The 16,195-nt window shown below is 73.2% G+C and carries 14 protein-coding genes; 3 read left to right on the forward strand and 11 right to left on the reverse strand.

Annotated elements, in window-relative coordinates; all coding sequences use genetic code 11:
* Positions 1-55 precede the first annotated feature (55 nt).
* The 3 genes from AMIR_RS07170 to AMIR_RS40030 all read right to left on the reverse strand — a co-directional run bounded on the left by AMIR_RS07170 (position 56) and on the right by AMIR_RS40030 (position 4,379).
* The gene (locus AMIR_RS07170) at positions 56-2,902 is read right to left on the reverse strand and encodes a vitamin B12-dependent ribonucleotide reductase (RefSeq protein ID WP_015800272.1); all 2,847 of its coding nucleotides are present in this window, start codon (positions 2,900-2,902) and stop codon (positions 56-58) included.
* A gap of 121 nt (positions 2,903-3,023) precedes the next feature.
* The gene (nrdR, locus tag AMIR_RS07175) at positions 3,024-3,479 is read right to left on the reverse strand and encodes a transcriptional regulator NrdR (protein ID WP_015800273.1); all 456 of its coding nucleotides are present in this window, start codon (positions 3,477-3,479) and stop codon (positions 3,024-3,026) included.
* Positions 3,480-3,881: 402 nt separating this feature from the next.
* On the reverse strand, positions 3,882-4,379 hold the full coding sequence (locus AMIR_RS40030; protein ID WP_015800274.1) for a LysM peptidoglycan-binding domain-containing protein: 498 nt from the start codon (positions 4,377-4,379) through the stop codon (positions 3,882-3,884).
* 218 nt (positions 4,380-4,597) lie between these two features.
* On the opposite strand from AMIR_RS40030, the gene lexA reads away from it, so the two are divergent.
* A complete protein-coding gene (gene lexA / locus AMIR_RS07185) occupies positions 4,598-5,305 on the forward strand; it encodes a transcriptional repressor LexA (protein WP_015800275.1) in 708 nt (235 codons plus the stop codon).
* 23 nt (positions 5,306-5,328) lie between these two features.
* Here the strand turns inward: lexA and AMIR_RS07190 are convergent, their stop codons facing one another.
* The 3 genes from AMIR_RS07190 to AMIR_RS07200 are packed head-to-tail and all read right to left on the reverse strand — an operon-like array spanning position 5,329 to position 8,417.
* Positions 5,329-6,417, reverse strand: coding sequence for an SdiA-regulated/phytase-like domain-containing protein (locus tag AMIR_RS07190; protein WP_015800276.1), 1,089 nt, complete (start codon positions 6,415-6,417; stop codon positions 5,329-5,331).
* A 26-nt stretch (positions 6,418-6,443) separates the two neighbouring features.
* Positions 6,444-7,886 carry a GTPase HflX gene (hflX, locus tag AMIR_RS07195; RefSeq protein ID WP_015800277.1) on the reverse strand — a complete coding sequence of 481 codons (1,443 nt, stop codon included), beginning with the start codon at positions 7,884-7,886 and terminating at the stop codon, positions 6,444-6,446.
* Between the two features lie 42 nt (positions 7,887-7,928).
* The gene (locus AMIR_RS07200; RefSeq protein ID WP_015800278.1) at positions 7,929-8,417 is read right to left on the reverse strand and encodes an ArsR/SmtB family transcription factor; all 489 of its coding nucleotides are present in this window, start codon (positions 8,415-8,417) and stop codon (positions 7,929-7,931) included.
* A gap of 108 nt (positions 8,418-8,525) precedes the next feature.
* Between AMIR_RS07200 and AMIR_RS07205 the strand changes: the two genes are divergently transcribed.
* Positions 8,526-9,776 carry an MFS transporter gene (locus AMIR_RS07205; RefSeq protein WP_015800279.1) on the forward strand — a complete coding sequence of 417 codons (1,251 nt, stop codon included), beginning with the start codon at positions 8,526-8,528 and terminating at the stop codon, positions 9,774-9,776.
* A gap of 31 nt (positions 9,777-9,807) precedes the next feature.
* On the opposite strand, the gene dapF is transcribed toward AMIR_RS07205, so the two are convergent.
* From dapF to AMIR_RS07220, 3 genes are read right to left on the reverse strand one after another with little or no spacing between them, the layout of a single operon-like run.
* Positions 9,808-10,626, reverse strand: coding sequence for a diaminopimelate epimerase (gene dapF / locus AMIR_RS07210; protein WP_015800280.1), 819 nt, complete (start codon positions 10,624-10,626; stop codon positions 9,808-9,810).
* Between the two features lie 10 nt (positions 10,627-10,636).
* Positions 10,637-11,539, reverse strand: a complete 903-nt coding sequence (gene miaA / locus AMIR_RS07215) for a tRNA (adenosine(37)-N6)-dimethylallyltransferase MiaA (protein WP_015800281.1) — start codon at positions 11,537-11,539, stop codon at positions 10,637-10,639.
* Complete coding sequence (locus AMIR_RS07220) at positions 11,536-12,249, reverse strand: class III extradiol dioxygenase subunit B-like domain-containing protein (protein WP_041836628.1); 714 nt, start codon at positions 12,247-12,249, stop codon at positions 11,536-11,538. The genes miaA and AMIR_RS07220 overlap by 4 nt, the downstream gene beginning before the upstream one ends.
* A 181-nt stretch (positions 12,250-12,430) precedes the next feature.
* Here AMIR_RS07220 and AMIR_RS07225 point away from each other — a divergent pair, with 181 nt between their 5' ends.
* A complete protein-coding gene (locus AMIR_RS07225; RefSeq protein ID WP_015800283.1) occupies positions 12,431-13,777 on the forward strand; it encodes a DUF349 domain-containing protein in 1,347 nt (448 codons plus the stop codon).
* A 78-nt stretch (positions 13,778-13,855) separates the two neighbouring features.
* On the opposite strand, the gene AMIR_RS07230 is transcribed toward AMIR_RS07225, so the two are convergent.
* Complete coding sequence (locus AMIR_RS07230; protein WP_015800284.1) at positions 13,856-14,407, reverse strand: Rv2732c family membrane protein; 552 nt, start codon at positions 14,405-14,407, stop codon at positions 13,856-13,858.
* Positions 14,404-15,879, reverse strand: coding sequence for a tRNA (N6-isopentenyl adenosine(37)-C2)-methylthiotransferase MiaB (miaB, locus tag AMIR_RS07235; protein ID WP_015800285.1), 1,476 nt, complete (start codon positions 15,877-15,879; stop codon positions 14,404-14,406). Before miaB ends, AMIR_RS07230 begins: the two co-directional genes overlap by 4 nt.
* Between the last annotated feature and the right edge of the window lie 316 nt (positions 15,880-16,195).

The raw sequence follows: 16,195 nt of genomic DNA on the forward strand, positions 1-16,195 counted from the left end.
CGGAAGCCAGTACCCACCCCGCTGGTCAGCTCACACAGTCAGAGCGCTCAAGCGATCAGCTGCAGCCCGACGTCGACCCGCAGCCCTCGCACAGGTAGCAGGACCCCGCGGGACGCATCTTCGTGCCGCAGGTCATGCACAGCGGCGCGTCCGCGACCGTGCCCAGGCGCAGCTCCAGCAGCTCCGTGGAGCTGCCCACCCGCGCCGGCGGCTCGGTGGTCGTGGGCTTCGACTCCGGCTCGCGGGTCGGGGTCGCGTCGACCGTCGTGCGCAGGCCCTCCAGGTCCACGTCGGCGCCCGGCGTGCCGTAGTCCGCGTTGACCTGCGCGGTGCGCTCCTCGGCGGTGAAGATGCCGAGCTGGGCGCGCTTGTCGTGCGGCAGGTAGTCCAGGGCCAGCCTGCGGAACAGGTAGTCCAGGACGCTCGTCGCGATGCGCACGTCCGGGTCGTCCGTCATGCCCGCGGGCTCGAAGCGCAGGTTCTGGAACTTCGAGACGTAGAACTCCAGCGGGATGCCGTACTGCAGGCCGACCGAGATCGACATCGAGAAGGCGTCCATGACGCCCGCCAGGGTCGAGCCCTGCTTGCCCAGCTTGACGAAGATCTCGCCGAGGCCGTCGTCCGGGTAGGAGCCGGCGTGCAGGTAGCCCTCGGCGCCGCCGACGGTGAACGACACCGTCTGCGACGGGCGCTTCTTCGGCAGGCGCTTGCGCACCGGGCGGTACTCGATCACGGTCTCCGGCGCCTTCTCGGCGGCGGTCGACGCCTTCGCGCCCTTGCCCGCCGACAGCGGCTGGCCGACCTTGCAGTTGTCGCGGTAGATGGCCAGCGCCTTCAGGCCCATCTTCCAGCCCTGGTAGTAGACCTCCTCGACCTCCTCGACGGTCGCCGTCTCCGGCATGTTGACCGTCTTCGAGATCGCGCCGGACAGGAACGGCTGCACGGCCGCCATCATCCGGACGTGGCCCATCGGCGTGATGGAGCGCTCGCCCATCGCGCAGTCGAACACCTCGTAGTGCTCCAGCTTCAGGCTGGGCGCGTCCACGACGTGGCCGTGCTCGCCGATGTGCTCGACGATGGCCTCGACCTGCTCGGTCGGGTAGCCCAGCGCGGACAGCGCGCGCGGCACGGTCTGGTTCACGATCTGCATCGACCCGCCGCCGACCAGCTTCTTGAACTTGACCAGCGCCAGGTCCGGCTCGATGCCGGTGGTGTCGCAGTCCATCATCAGGCCGATGGTGCCGGTGGGGGCGAGCACGCTGGCCTGCGCGTTGCGCCAGCCGTTGACCGCGCCGATCTCCTGGCACCGCTGCCACTCGGCCGTCGCGAGCGAGCGCGTGTCGGCGTCGTTGGCGTGCAGCGTGCGGATCTCGTCGTTGGCCGACGCGTGCTTGCGGATGATCCGCTTGTGCGACTCGGCGTTGCGCGCGTAGCCGTCGTACGGGCCGACGACGCCCGCGAGCTCGGCGGACCGGCGGTAGGACACCGCCTGCATCAGCGAGGTGATGGACGCGGCCAGCGCCCGGCCGCCCTCGGAGTCGTACGCGTGGCCGGTGGCCATGAGCAGCGCGCCCAGGTTCGCGTAGCCGATGCCCAGCTGGCGGAACGCCCGCGTGGTCTCGCCGATGGCGGGGGTCGGGAAGTCCGCGAAGCAGATCGAGATGTCCATCGCGGTGATGATCAGCTCGACCGAGCGGGCGAACAGGTCGGCGTTGAACGAGCCGTCGTCACCCAGGAACTTCATCAGGTTCAGCGACGCCAGGTTGCAGCTGGAGTTGTCCAGGTGCATGTACTCCGAGCACGGGTTGGACGCGGTGATCCGGCCCGACTCCGGCGTGGTGTGCCAGTCGTTGATGGTGCCGTCGTACTGGATGCCGGGGTCGGCGCACTCCCACGCCGCCTGCGCCAGCTTGCGGAACAGCGACTTGGCGTCGACGGTCTCGATGACCTCGCCGGTGCCGCGCGAGCGCAGCCCGAACTCCTTGCCCCCCTCGAACGCGCGCATGAACTCGTCCGAGACGCGCACCGAGTTGTTGGCGTTCTGGTACTGCACGGAGACGATGTCCGAGCCGCCCAGGTCCATGTCGAACCCGGCGTCCCGCAGCGCGCGGATCTTGTCCTCCTCGCGCGCCTTCGTCTGGATGAACTCCTCCACGTCCGGGTGGTCCACGTCCAGCACGACCATCTTGGCCGCGCGGCGGGTCGCGCCACCGGACTTGATCGTCCCCGCCGACGCGTCGGCGCCGCGCATGAACGACACCGGGCCGGACGCGGTGCCGCCCGAGGACAGCAGCTCCTTGGACGAGCGGATGCGCGAGAGGTTCAGGCCCGCGCCGGAGCCGCCCTTGAAGATCAGGCCCTCCTCGCGGTACCAGTTCAGGATCGACTCCATCGTGTCGTCGACCGACAGGATGAAGCAGGCGCTGACCTGCTGCGGCGACGCGGTGCCGACGTTGAACCACACCGGGGAGTTGAAGCTGAACACCTGGTGCAGCAGCATCCAGGTCAGCTCGTGCTCGAACACCTCGGCGTCGGTCTCGGTGGCGAAGTAGGCGTGCTTGACGCCCGCCTCGACGTACGACTTGACCACGCGGTCGATGAGCTGGCGCAGGCTGCTCTCCCGCACCGGGCTGCCGACCGCGCCCCGGAAGTACTTGCTGGTCACGATGTTCGTGGCGTTGACCGACCAGAACGACGGGAACTCGACGCCCCGCTGCTCGAAGTTGATGGAGCCGTCGCGCCAGTTCGTCATGACGACGTCGCGCTGCTCCCAGGTCACCTCGTCGTAGGGGTGCGTCCCCGCGGTGGTGTGGACGCGCTCCACCGCGAGCCCGGCCTGCTTCCCCCCTGCACCGTTGCGGTTGGCCGTCTTCTTGCGCGAGCCACCAACGGTTTCCGTCATCTGCCGGTCCCTCGAATCTTCTGGTCTATTGGCGATCTTTGTCTTTGAAGCCCATGCCGCGACCACGTCCGGGTGCCCTTTTCCCGTGCGCGTCGGCCGCGGAAACCTTGTGGCCGAAGCCCTAGTCGTCCCGCGCCGCTCCGCGCAGGTCCGCGATCTCCTTCTCGAAGTCCTCGACGGACGAGAAGGACCGGTACACGCTGGCGAAGCGCAGGTAGGCGACCTCGTCGAGGTCGCGCAGCGGGCCCAGGATGGCCAGTCCCACCTCGTGGCTGGGGATCTCGGCGACGCCGGTGGAGCGGATGCTCTCCTCCACGCGGTGCGCGAGGTGCTGGAACGCGTCGTCGTCGACGGGCCTGCCCTGGCACGCGCGCCGCACGCCGTTGACGACCTTGTCGCGGCTGAACGGCTCGGTCACCCCGGAGCGCTTCACCACGGCGAGGACGGCCTCCTCGACGGTGGTGAAGCGGCGCCCGCACGTGGTGCACGAACGGCGTCGGCGGATCACCTGGCCCTCGTCGACCTCGCGGGAGTCGACCACGCGGGATTCCGAGTTCCGGCAGAACGGACACCGCACGCCTTGCTCCCCCTTGTCGGCGCAGCACTCATCGCGTCAACCCAGGTGACGGGGAAACCCCCATCGGTGGGTCGACTTCGGCGGTGCAACCACTAGATGTGGGGGTCAACCTATGCCTGATCCACAACGCCGCGCAATCCGGGGGGTGTGATCCGGAGCGGCCCGCGGGGCCGGTGGTAGCGCACCGCTGATCGTGGTCGAACGGGCAGTGACCGCCGTCCCGCTCGGGGGTGACCGGGGAGGGGTGCGCGGGTCACTCTCCGGAGCGACGACGTCGGTTGTGCGAGAGGCGGCGGCGCGTTCAGCCTGGTGGGGGAAATCGTGCGTGATGGTCACCACTGGGGTGGCCGGCGCTGGGGTGGTCGGGTTCCGGGGAAGTGCTCGCTCGCCCCCGGCGCGCGCTCAGGGCGCGGGGATCCCGTCCGGCACGGTCAGCGCCTGCCCCGGCCGCACGACGGCGTCCGGTCCGCCCAGCCCGTTCAGCTCCGCGATCCGCTCGGCCACGGCCTCCGGGTCGCTGCCCGGCGCGGACCGCTCGGCCACGTCCCGCAGCGTCTCGCCGACCTGCACGTGCGCGGTGGTCGTGCGGTCCGGCACGCCCGAGATGCCGGACGCCTGGAGGTAGGCCAGGCTGATGGCCGCGGCGGCCAGCGCGGCCAGCAGCGCCCCGCCGAACGCCCGCAGCAGCGACCGGGCCCTGCCGGGCGCGGGGACGGGCTCGGGCGCGGGCAGCGGCGCGCTCCGGGCGCTCGTGGGACGCCGCCTGGCCAACCGGTCGGCGCTCTCGAACCGCCGCAGCACGCGTGGACCGGGCACCGCGCCCGGCCCCAGTGGAACGTCCTCGGCGCGGGTGTCCTCCACCAGCGCGAAACCCCTAGAAGTGCCCAGGACCACCGCCACGCCGTCTCCTCCACCGCAGGTCATCGGATCATGATCGAACAACCGTTCGATCGAACGCCCGTGCGAATGTGTACCACCGGGAGCCTCGGAATAGCTACGACACGCCGGGATTTACTCGAACAGGTGTTTGATCTGGACAGGGGTTGCGACTACCTTCGACACTTGAAGATCGACCGACAGCCGGCCTGCCAAAACTGGTCCGGTCAGGAGGAATCACCGTGGCCCGGAAGACCGACGACGCCCCGCTCGCCGCCTCGGCGGCGAAGGCCGCTCCGACGGCGCCAGCCGACGTCGCTGGCAACGCGGGCCTGACCCTGCGCCAGCGCAAGGTGCTCGACGTGATCCGGGACTGGGTCGACCGCTTCGGCTACCCGCCCAGCGTGCGCGAGATCGGCGAGGCGGTGGGCCTGACGTCCACGTCCTCGGTCGCGCACCAGCTGCGCGCGCTGGAGCGCAAGGGCTTCCTGCGCCGCGACCCGAACCGCCCGCGCGCGGTCGGCGTGCTGCCCGCGGAGATCGTGACGGGCCTGGACCCGGCGGCGAAGCCGACGCCCGCGTACGTGCCCATGCTGGGCCGGATCGCGGCGGGCGGGCCGATCCTGGCCGAGCAGTCCATCGAGGACGTCTTCCCGCTGCCGCGCGAGATCGTCGGCGAGGGCGAGGTGTTCCTGCTCAAGGTCGTCGGCGACTCGATGGTCGACGCCGCGATCACGGACGGCGACTGGGTCGTGGTCCGCCAGCAGCCCACCGCCGACAACGGCGAGGTCGTCGCCGCGATGATCGAGGGCGAGGCGACCGTCAAGACGTTCAAGCGCAAGGACGACGGGCACGTGTGGCTGCTGCCGCAGAACCCGGCCTACCAGCCGATCTTCGGCGACGAGGCGACCATCCTCGGCAAGGTCGTCGCGGTCCTGCGCAGGCTCTAGGGCCGGACCGGGTCGGACCGGGCTCAGCGCTGCGCGCGCGCCCGTCGCCCGCGCCCCCACCTGGCCCGCGCCCACAGGGCGAGGCCGAACACCGCCACCACGCCGATCCCGACCAGCGCCACGCGGACCCGGTCGAGCCACTCGGGCCCGTTCCCGGCCCCCGAGGGCTCCGCTGCGGGCCGCGCGGCCCCCGCGCCGGGGTCGGTCGACGTCCCGCCCGCGTCACCGCTGGGCGCCGTGCTGGACGGCGGCGCGGGCGCAGCCCCCGCCGCGTCCACCGCCCCGGAGACCGACCGGACCACCGACGAGGTCCCGCCGTCCCCGAACTCGGACGCGGACAGCAGCGCCCCGTCCGGCTCGAACGCGATCGCCTCGCCCTGCGCCTCGCCCGGCAGCGGCACCCGCACCGGCTCGCGCCCCAGCGCGGCCACCAGGTCCCCGTCGGCCACCGGGTACAGGTAGGCCTCGGTGTAGGTCCGCAGCGCGGCGACCGACCCGTCGCGGGACATCGCGCCACCGGTCACCAACCGGGTGACCAGGCGGCTCTCCCGAGGTCCGCCGGGGGTGTCCGTGCTGGGCAGGGACAGCGCCGCGACCTGCTCCAGCGGTGTCGGCGCCGCCTCGTCCAACGCCCCGACCGGCCGGTACACCAGCGCCTGCCCGAGCGCCTCCTTGGTGACGACGTGCGGCACCCCGGCCGCGTCGAGCAGCAGCGCCTCGGCGTCGTGCGGGCCGTCCGGGTAGGTCAGCCGGTACAGGCGGGTGGTCCCATCCCGCGACAGCGCGTGCAGCGCCACCGTGCTCCGGGAGCGGGCGTTGTCGCCGGTGTCGGAGACCCACAGCGTCCCGTCCGGCGCGAGCGCCAGGTCCTCGGCGTCGTACGGGTCGGTCGCGCCGGAGATGGTGCCGACGACCGAGCAGTCCCGGCCCAGCACCTGGACCTGGAGCACCCCGTCGTCGTCGTTCAGCGCGTACCAGCGCCTGCCGTCCGAGGCGAGCCCGGACAGCTCGGCCAACCGGGGATCGGTCACCCGGCACACGTCGGCGACGGCGGGCTGCGCCGGGGCGGGACCCGCCGTCACCAGGAGAAGGGCGGCGACGGCCGGGAGCACCCCGGCCGCGCGCGCCGACCGCAGCCTCAGCTGCGGCTCCCCACCGCGTACTGCTCCAGCGCCCCGGCCAGGTCGGGGTGCACGCGGGCGCTCAGCTCGGTGCCCTCCTCGGTGTGCCGCTCCTTGAGCACCTCGCCCTCGCGGTGCACCCGCGCGACCAGCTCGCCCCGCGCGTACGGGACCAGGGCGTCCACCATCACCTCGGGCCGGGGGATCAGCCCGGCGATGACCCGCCGCAGCTCCTCCACGCCCTCGCCGCTGTGCGCGGACACCAGCTGCGAGCCGGGGAACAGGTTCCGCAACCGGGCCTGCACCAGCTCGTCCACCGCGTCGACCTTGTTGACCACCAGCAGCTCCGGCGGCATCGGCTCCTCGCGCTTCTCCACGATCTCGCCGATCACCTCCCGCACCGCCGCGACCTGCTTCTCCGGCATCGAGTCCGAGCCGTCGACCACGTGGATCAGCAGGTCGGCGTCCGCGACCTCCTCCAGCGTGGAGCGGAACGCCTCGACCAGCTGGTGCGGCAGGTGCCGCACGAAGCCCACGGTGTCGGTCAGCGTGTACGGCAGCCCGTCCGGGGTGCTGGTGCGCCGGGTGGTCGTGTCCAGGGTTGCGAACAGCGCGTCCTGGACCAGCACGCCCGCGCTGGTCAGCGCATTGAGCAGGCTGGACTTGCCCGCGTTGGTGTAACCGGCGATCGCGACGCTGGGCACCGCGTTGGCCACGCGCCCGCTGCGCTTGGTCTCCCGGATCACGCCCATGGACGCGATCTCGCGCCGCAGCTTCGCGATCCGCGCGCGGATGCGCCGCCGGTCGGTCTCCAGCTTCGTCTCACCGGGGCCGCGCAGACCCACACCGCCGTTGCCGCCACCGGCGCGACCACCGGCCTGCCGGGACAGCGACTCGCCCCAGCCGCGCAGGCGGGGGAGCAGGTACTGGAGCTGGGCGAGCTCGACCTGGGCCTTGCCCTCCTTGGAGGAGGCGTGCTGGGCGAAGATGTCCAGGATCAGCGCGGTCCGGTCGATGACCTTGACCTTGAGCCGCTCCTCCAGCTGCCGCAGCTGGCCGGGGGACAGCTCGCCGTCGCAGATCACGGTGTCCGCGCCGGTCGCGATGACCACGTCGCGCAGCTGCTCGACCTTGCCGGAGCCGATGTAGGTGGCCGGGTCGGGGCGGTCGCGCCGCTGCACGAGCCCTTCCAGGACCTGCGATCCCGCGGTCTCGGCGAGCAGCGCGAGCTCGGCCAGTGATGCCTCGGAGTCCGCCGCCGTGCCCTCGGTCCACACCCCGACGAGCACGACCCGCTCCAGGCGGAGCTGCCGGTACTCGACCTCGGTGACGTCCTCGAGCTCGGTGGACAGACCTGCGACCCGGCGCAGCGCGGCCCGCTCGGCGAGCGCGAGGTCGCCGGTGGACAGCTCCTCGTCGCGGTCGAAGCGGTCGTCGTCGTGGTTGTCGTTGTCCCTCATATGCCCTTCATGGTCCCACGTCCCGGCCCTCGGCCGAAGCGGTTAATCCGCGGGGTACACGGCCAGGTAGATGGCGACGTGCTCGGCGTCCGGGTCGGCGGGCCGGTCGGCCAGCTCATCCAACAACGCCTGGAACCTCCCCATCAGTTCCTGCTGATCGGCCCTGGCCACCAGACGGGTCTGCTCCACCCGGTCGACGCCGACGTCGGCGACCTCGCCGAGGAACGCCTCCAGCAGCGCCTCGCCGACCGACGGGTGCTCCTCGCCCCAGGTCAGCCGCCAGGACAGGCCGGTGGACAGGTAGGGGATCTCCCTCGCGCCCCGGTTGCCGACGCGCGGCGGCTGGGCCTGGAGGAACCCGGTGGCCACGAGCTTGCGCACGTGGTGCAGCACCGTCGCCGGGTCCTTGCCGAGCTGGTGCGCCAGCTCCTTGTTGGTCAGCGCCCGGTGGTGCGTCATCCGGATGATGCGCAGCCGCACCGCCGAGGCCAGCGCGGCGGCCTCCTCCTGCGTCGCGACCCGTTCTCCCACGTCGAACAGGATAGGCGGGCCGGGTGCCGGTGATCAGGTCCGGCGTCCGGATGGCCGCCCCGCAGAAGTGATTGACACTTTCCAATCACTGACGCCACACTTCCCGGCATGTCCCTCTGGTCCCACCGCGACTTCCGCCGCCTCTGGGTCGGCGACACCATCAGCCAGTTCGGCTCCTCGATCGGGTACACCGTCGTCCCGCTGCTCGCCGCGGGCGCCCTCGCCGCCACCCCGTTCGAGATGGGCGTGCTCTCCGCCGCAACCACCGCCGCGTTCCTGGTCATCGGCCTGCCCGCGGGCGTCTGGGTGGACCGGCTGCGGCGCAGACCCGTGATGCTCACCGCCGACCTGGTCAGGGCCGCGCTGCTGCTGTCCGTCCCGGTCGCCTGGTGGGCCGGGGTCCTCACGCTCGCGCAGCTGGTCGTGGTGTCGCTGCTGGTCGGCGCGGCCACCGTCATGTTCGACGTCGCCTACCAGTCCTACCTGCCCGCCCTGGTCGGCCGGGACCAGCTGGTCGAGGGCAACACCAAGCTCCAGACCAGCCAGTCCGTCGCCCACGTGTCCGGCCCGTCGCTCGCGGGCTTCGCCGCCCAGGCGTTCGGCGCGGCCAACGGCGTGCTCGCCACCGGCGTCGGCTACCTGGTCTCGGCGTGGGCGCTGCTGCGCATCCGCACCGCCGAGCCCGAGCCCGACCGGGCCGCGCGGACCGGGCTGGCGAAAGAGATCGGCGAGGGCCTGCGGTTCGTCTTCGGGGACCGGTCGCTGCGCGCGATCGCGCTGTGCACGGCCACCGCGAACTTCTTCGGCAGCGCGGGCCTCGCGCTCCAGGTGCTGTTCCTGACCCGCCACCTCGACCTGTCCGAGGGCGCCGCGGGACTGCTGCTCAGCGTCGCGGGCGCGGGCGGCCTGCTCGGCGCGGTCACGGCGGGCTGGTGGACCGCGCGGTTCGGCCAGATCCGCACGATCTGGCTAATCCTGCTGGTCACCAACCCGCTCGGGCTGCTCATCCCGCTCGCCGCGCCGGACTGGCGGCTCGGGCTGTTCGTCGTCGGCGAGCTGGCCGTCGCGTACGGCGGGCTGGTCTACAACATCGCCCAGCTCAGCTACCGGCAGGCGCGCTGCCCCGACCGGCTGCTCGGCCGGATGAACGCCTCGATCCGGTTCGTGGTCTGGGGCGTCATCCCGCTGGGCGGGCTGCTCGGCGGCGCGCTCGGCGGCTGGATCGGGATCGTGCCGACGCTGTGGATCGGGTTCGGCGGGCAGGCGCTGGCCGGGCTGTGGGTCTTCTTCTCCCCGCTGCGCGGCCAGCGCGACCTCGCCGAGGCGCAGACCGCCGAACCCGAGAGGTCCCCGTCCTGAGCAGAGCGGCCCTGAGCCGGTCGGGCCCCGGCTACAGGGCGTCCCACCAGGACCGGTCGAGCTCACCGCGCGCCAGCAGCACGGCCGGACCGGTCAGCGTGCTGCCGCCCTCGTCCACCGTCACGCGCACCCGGCCACCGGGGACCAGCACGTCCGCCGCCCCCGTCGCGCGGCCCGTGCCGCGCAGCCAGGACGCCACCGCCGCCACGGTCCCGGTGCCGCACGAGCGCGTCTCGCCGACGCCCCGCTCGTGCACCCGCATCCGCAGCTCGCCCGCGCCGTTCATCCCGCCGTCGGCCAGCACGTTCACGAACTCCACGTTCACCCCGGCGGGGAACAGCGCGGCGTCGTGGGAGGGGGCGTCCCGCAGGTCCAGCCCGGCCACCGGCACGTCGGTCACGCACGCCAGGTGCGGGTTGCCCACGTCCACGCCGACCCCGGCGAACTCCACGCCGCCCAGCACCGCCGTCGACTCCCCGGTCAGCCGCACCGGGCCCATGCCCACGGTCACCGAGCCGTCCGGGTGGGCGGTCACCGCGCGCTTGCCCGCGCGCGTCGCGATCTCGAACTCGCCCTCGGGCGCGAGCCCGGCCGACACCAGGTACCGGGCGAACACCCGCACCCCGTTGCCGCACATCTCGGCGATCGACCCGTCCGCGTTGCGGTAGTCCATGAACCACGGACCCAGGTCCAGCCGCACCACGCGCAGCACGCCGTCCGCGCCGAGGCCCCGCTGGCGGTCGCACAGCGCCCGCACGCGCCCCTCGGTCAGGTCCAGCTCGTTGTCGACGTCCGGGAGCACGACGAAGTCGTTCTCCGTGCCGTGCCCCTTGAGGAACTCCACACCCACGGGCCCCAGGCTACGGGGCCACCCGCGCGAGCACGTCGTCGACCAGCCCCGGCGACCCGGCGTCGAACCAGGCGACCCGCTTGTCCCGCCGGAACCACGACCGCTGCCTGCGCACGAACCGCCGCGTGCCGCGCGCGGTCTCCTCGGCCGCCGCCGCGAGGTCGCCGTCGCCGTCGAGCGCGGCCAGCACCTGCTGGTAGCCCAGCGCCCGCGACGCGGTCAGCCCGTCCCGCAGCCCCACCGCCTCCAGCGCCCGCACCTCGTCCACCAGGCCCCGCTCGAACATCCGCTCCACCCGCAGGTCCACCCGCGCGTCCAGCTCCTCCACCGCGCGGTCCAGCCCCACCAGCACCGCGCCGTACCGCGCGGGGCCGGGCTTGGGCATGGTCGCCGAGAACGGCCGACCGGTCAGCTCGATGACCTCCAGCGCCCGCACCACCCGCCGGGTGTTGCCGGGCAGGATCGCGCCCGCCGCCACCGGGTCCAGCGCGGTCAGCCGCCCGTGCAGCGCACCCGCGCCGACCACCGCCAGCTCGTCCTCCAGCCGCGCCCGCACCGCCGCGTCCGTGCCGGGGAACTCCAGCTCGTCCAGCACCGCCTGCACGTACAGCCCGGACCCGCCCACCAGCACCGGCGTCCGGCCCTCGGCCAGCAGCGCCTCCAAGACCGCCCGGCCGTCCCGCTGGTAGGCGGCCACCGACGCGGACTCGGTCACGTCCAGCACGTCCAGCAGGTGGTGCGGCACGCCCCGCCGCTCGGCCGCGGTCGCCTTGGCCGTGCCGATGTCCATGCCCCGGTACAGCTGCATGGAGTCGGCGTTGACGACCTCCCCGCCCAGGCGCAGCGCCAGCTCCACGGCGAGATCGGTCTTGCCGGTGGCGGTGGGCCCTACGACGGCGATGGGAACGGTCACGCCCCAGTGTCCCAGAGCCCCCGCTCCCACACGGCCAGGTGGTAGCCGACCCCGAACGGGGCGTCGAACCACGACCGCGCGCAGCGCCACGGTCCGGGGACCCCGGCCAGCACCTGCCAGGCGGCCCGCCCCTGCGCGCCCAGCTCGCGCGCCAGCTCCGGGTCCAGCGCGGCCAGCGCCGCCGGGTCCGCGCCCGCGAGCGCCGCCCGCACCGAGCCGTCGAACCCGGCCGCCCGCTCGTCCGGCCGACCGACGGCCCGCTCGCCGTGCCGGTGCGACCCGTCGCCCAGCACCAGCAGCGCGCCCTCGGGGGCCGAGGCCAGCTCCGCGCCGAGCGCCGCGCACTCGTCGGCGGGCAGGTCCGGCGGCACCAGCACCACCCGCACGCTCCGCGCGCCCACCCGCTCCCGCAACCACCCCGCCACGAGCGCGGGCAGCGGCAGGTCCGGGTCCACCTCGCCGGTCGCGTCATCCGACAGGGCGATCCGCACGTCCACGCCGAACCCCCCGAACGTGCCGCCCGCGCGGGAGAGCTCGCGCACCGGACCCGGCGCGACCCCCACCGCCACCCACTCGGCGGAGCGCGAGGCCAGCTCACGTGCCCCTGCCAGGCACGCGGCGCGCACCGGCTCCGTCTCGGCGACCGCGCCGCCCACCAGTTCGGGCACCAGCAGCGGAGGGTGCGGCACCACCGCGACGCGGGAGATCATGGTTTTGACGTTACCCATCTGCCACCACCAGTACCGGGTTCGGCCCTGACCTGTTTGAATGCGCGCGGGGTACCGAGGCTGCACTGAACCTGCGGTACCCGGGTGCTGGGCCCCGCCCTCAGGGCGGGGCGCCCGTGGTCGGCACGGGCACCGAAGTGGGCAGGCGAGGAGGAAGCCGGCGATGACGGAGCACGAGACGACGACCCCGGAGACCACCGGCGGGACCGGTGCGGACGCGGTGGTCGAGCAGGTGCGGGTGGAAGGCGCGCCCGCGGCGCAGGCCGCGGCCACCCCGCCGGTCCCGGTGGCGTCGGACCACCCGGAGCGCTGGGGGCGCGTGGACGCGGAGGGCACCGTCTACGTCAAGACCGCGGACGGCGAGCGCGCCGTCGGTTCCTGGCAGGCGGGCGAGCCCGCCGAGGGGCTGGCGCACTTCGCCCGGCGGTTCGACGACATGCGCACCGAGGTCGAGCTGCTGGTGACGCGGCTGGCGTCGGGCAACGGCGACCCCAAGCACGCGCAGACCAGCGCCAAGCACGTGCGGGACGGCCTCGCCGAGGCCGCCGTGGTCGGCGACCTGGCCGCGCTCGCCGCGCGGGTCGAGTTCGTCCTGACCAAGGCCGACGAGGCCATGGAGGCGGCCAAGGTCGCCAAGGACGAGGCCAGGGCCGCCGCCGCCGCGCGCAAGCAGGCGCTGGTCGAAGAGGCCGAGGTGCTCGCGAACGAGTCCACCCAGTGGAAGTCCGCTGGTGACCGGCTGCGCGCCATCCTCGACGAGTGGAAGACCGTCCGGGGCGTCGACCGGAAGACCGACGAGGTGCTGTGGCGGCGGTTCTCGAAGGCGCGCGACGCCTTCAACCGGCGCCGGGGCTCGCACTTCGCGGACCTCGACCGCCAGCGCGGCGTGGCCAAGGCGCGCAAGCAGGAGCTCGTCGAGGAGGCGGAGAAGCTCATCGCCTCCGACGACTGGGGCCCCACCGCCGGTCGCTACAAGGAGCTCATGGTCGAGTGGAAGGCCGCCGGGCGCGCGCCCAAGGAGGCCGACGACGCCCTGTGGCAGCGCTTCCGCGCCGCGCAGGACGCGTTCTTCTCCAAGCGCTCCGAGGCCTTCGACGAGCGCGACGCGGAGTTCTCCACCAACGCGAAGCTGAAGGAGGAGCTGCTCTCCGAGGCCGAGCAGATCGACCCCTCGGGCGACCTGGAGTCGGCGCGGCAGCAGCTGTACCGCGTCCAGGAGCGCTGGGACGCGATCGGCAAGGTGCCGCGCGAGCGCATCCGCGAGCTGGAGGGCAAGCTCCGCACGATCGAGGAGCGGGTCAGGGGCGCGGTCGACGCGCAGTGGCGCCGGTCCGACCCGGAGGCCGAGGCGCGCGTGGCCCAGTTCCGCGAGCGGGTCGAGCAGTTCGAGGCGCAGGCCGCCAAGGCCAAGGCCGCCGGTGACAAGCGCCGCGCGGAGCAGGCCGAGGCGCAGGCCAAGCAGTGGCGCGAGTGGCTCGCGGCGGCCGAGCAGGCCGTGGCCAGCCGCTAGTCGCCCGAGCGCGCGAAGAGGGGGTGCTCCCGATCCGGGAGCACCCCCTCTTCGCGTCTCAAGCCTCGTTGGTCGCGCTCAGGCCCGCTCGGACTCCGGGAAGCCGGGGCGGGACACCGCGACCTTCAGCCAGCGCACCAGCAGCACGACCACGGCGACCACGGCGAGGATCAGCCCGACGCCCGGACCGGGGCCGGGCTCGTGGCCGTTGGTGGTCTGCGTCGTCCAGATCGACAGCACGCCCACCACCGAGCCCGCGAAGCACGCCAGCCCGCTCACCCACGCCAGCGCCCACCGGCGCAGCACCAGGGTCAGCGCGGACAGCAGCACGCCGCCCACCACGGCGGTGACCGCGAACATCCTCGGCACGATCGGCGCCGAGGTCACCAGCACCTCGAAGCCGCTGTGCTCCTCCAGCCACGGCAGCACCATCGACACCAGCACCGCCAGCACGCACACCGCGATCACCAGCGCGCCGGGGCCGGGGTCGAACCGCTTGGCCGCGGCCTTGCCCACGCCGTCGATCTCGTCGCGCAGCCCGGACACGTCGTCGTCGTGCTGGTCGGACATCGTCTCCCCGGCCGTCCTCTCCTCGTCAGCCGCGCCGTTCCGCGCACCCGTGCCGCTCATCCGACCGAGCACCCGCCCACCGCGACCGGCTGCGGCGCGGGCGCGCCGAACGACGGCAGCCCGAGCGTCACGCCCTGCGTGGTCGGCCGCTCCCCGGCCTCGGAGCGGTCGCCCGCCCTGGTCCGCCGGTGGCTGATCAGCTCGCCGTCGGCGATCAGGTTGTGCGGCGCGCCGTAGGTGATCGCGGTCTCGACCACGTCGCCCGGCCGCACGCGCGCGTCGCCGGGGGTGAAGTGCACGAGCTTGCCGTCGCGGGCCCGGCCGGACATCCGGTTGGTCTCGGTGTCCTTGCGGCCCTCGCCCGCCGAGGCGAGTACCTCCACGACCCTGCCGACCTGCGCCTTGTTCTCCGCCCACGCCAGCTCGTTGACCAGCGTCACCAGCCGGTCGTAGCGCTCCTGCACGACCTGCTTGGGCAGCTGGTCGGGCAGCTCGGCGGCGGGAGTGCCGGGCCGCTTCGAGTACTGGAACGTGAAGGCGCTGGAGAACCTGGCCTCGCGCACCACGTCCAGCGTGGCCTGGAAGTCCGCCTCGGTCTCGCCGGGGAAGCCCACGATGATGTCGGTGGTGATCGCCGCGTCCGGCATGGCCGCGCGCACGTTCTCCAGGATCGACAGGTAGCGGCCGGTCCGGTACGAGCGGCGCATCTCCTTGAGCACCCGGTCCGAACCGGACTGCAGCGGCATGTGCAGCTGGTGGCACACGTTCGGGGTCTCGGCCATCGCCGCGATCACGTCGTCGGTGAAGTCCTTCGGGTGCGGCGAGGTGAACCGGACCCGCTCCAGGCCCTCCACGTCGCCGCAGGCGCGCAGCAGCTTGCCGAACGCGTACCGGTCGCCGAACTCGACGCCGTAGGAGTTGACGTTCTGCCCGAGCAGCGTCACCTCCAGCACGCCCTCGGCCACCAGAGCCTGCACCTCGGCCAGCACCTCGCCGGGGCGGCGGTCCTTCTCCTTGCCGCGCAGCGACGGGACGATGCAGAAGGTGCAGGTGTTGTTGCAGCCCACCGACACCGACACCCAGCCCGAGTACGCCGAGTCGCGGCGGGCGGGCAGCGTCGACGGGAAGGTCTCCAGCGAGTCCAGGATCTCCACCTGGGCCTCGCGGTTGTGCCTGGCCCGCTCCAGCAGCACCGGCAGCGAGCCGATGTTGTGGGTGCCGAACACGACGTCCACCCAGGGGGCGCGCTTGACGATCGCGGCCTGGTCCTTCTGGGCGAGGCAGCCGCCGACGGCGATCTGCATGTCCGGGTTGGCGGCCTTCGCGGGCGCGAGGTGCCCGAGCGTGCCGTACAGCTTGTTGTCGGCGTTCTCCCGCACGGCGCAGGTGTTGAACACGACCACGTCCGCGCTCTCGCCGCCGGACGCCGCCGCGTAGCCCGCCGCCTCCAGCATCCCGGCCAGCCGCTCCGAGTCGTGCACGTTCATCTGGCACCCGAAAGTGCGGATCTCAAACTTCTTCGGCCCCTGCATCCCGTCCACCCACTCACCATAACCACAGGTCAGCGGGCTTCAAGACCCGCTCGTCCGGCTCGGCCCGCGTCCCGCCCCGCCGAGGCGGCCGACTCCGCCCGGTGACACCCGCCCGAGGTAACTCCGGGGTCCAACAGTGCCACACGCCGCCAGGGAGCACGGGAGCCCACCGGCCGTCGGGCGCCAGTGCCGCCGTGCCCGCCCCGCCAGGGCCGCCCGACCCGCGCCCGCCAGAGCCCTGCGACACCCCGGCGCCCGCTCGGTGTGACCCGCCGCGCACATCGCCCATCCGGTGGACGCGCGCCCACCGCGACGT

The organism is Actinosynnema mirum DSM 43827 (assembly GCF_000023245.1).
Classification (GTDB): Bacteria; Actinomycetota; Actinomycetes; order Mycobacteriales; family Pseudonocardiaceae; genus Actinosynnema; species Actinosynnema mirum.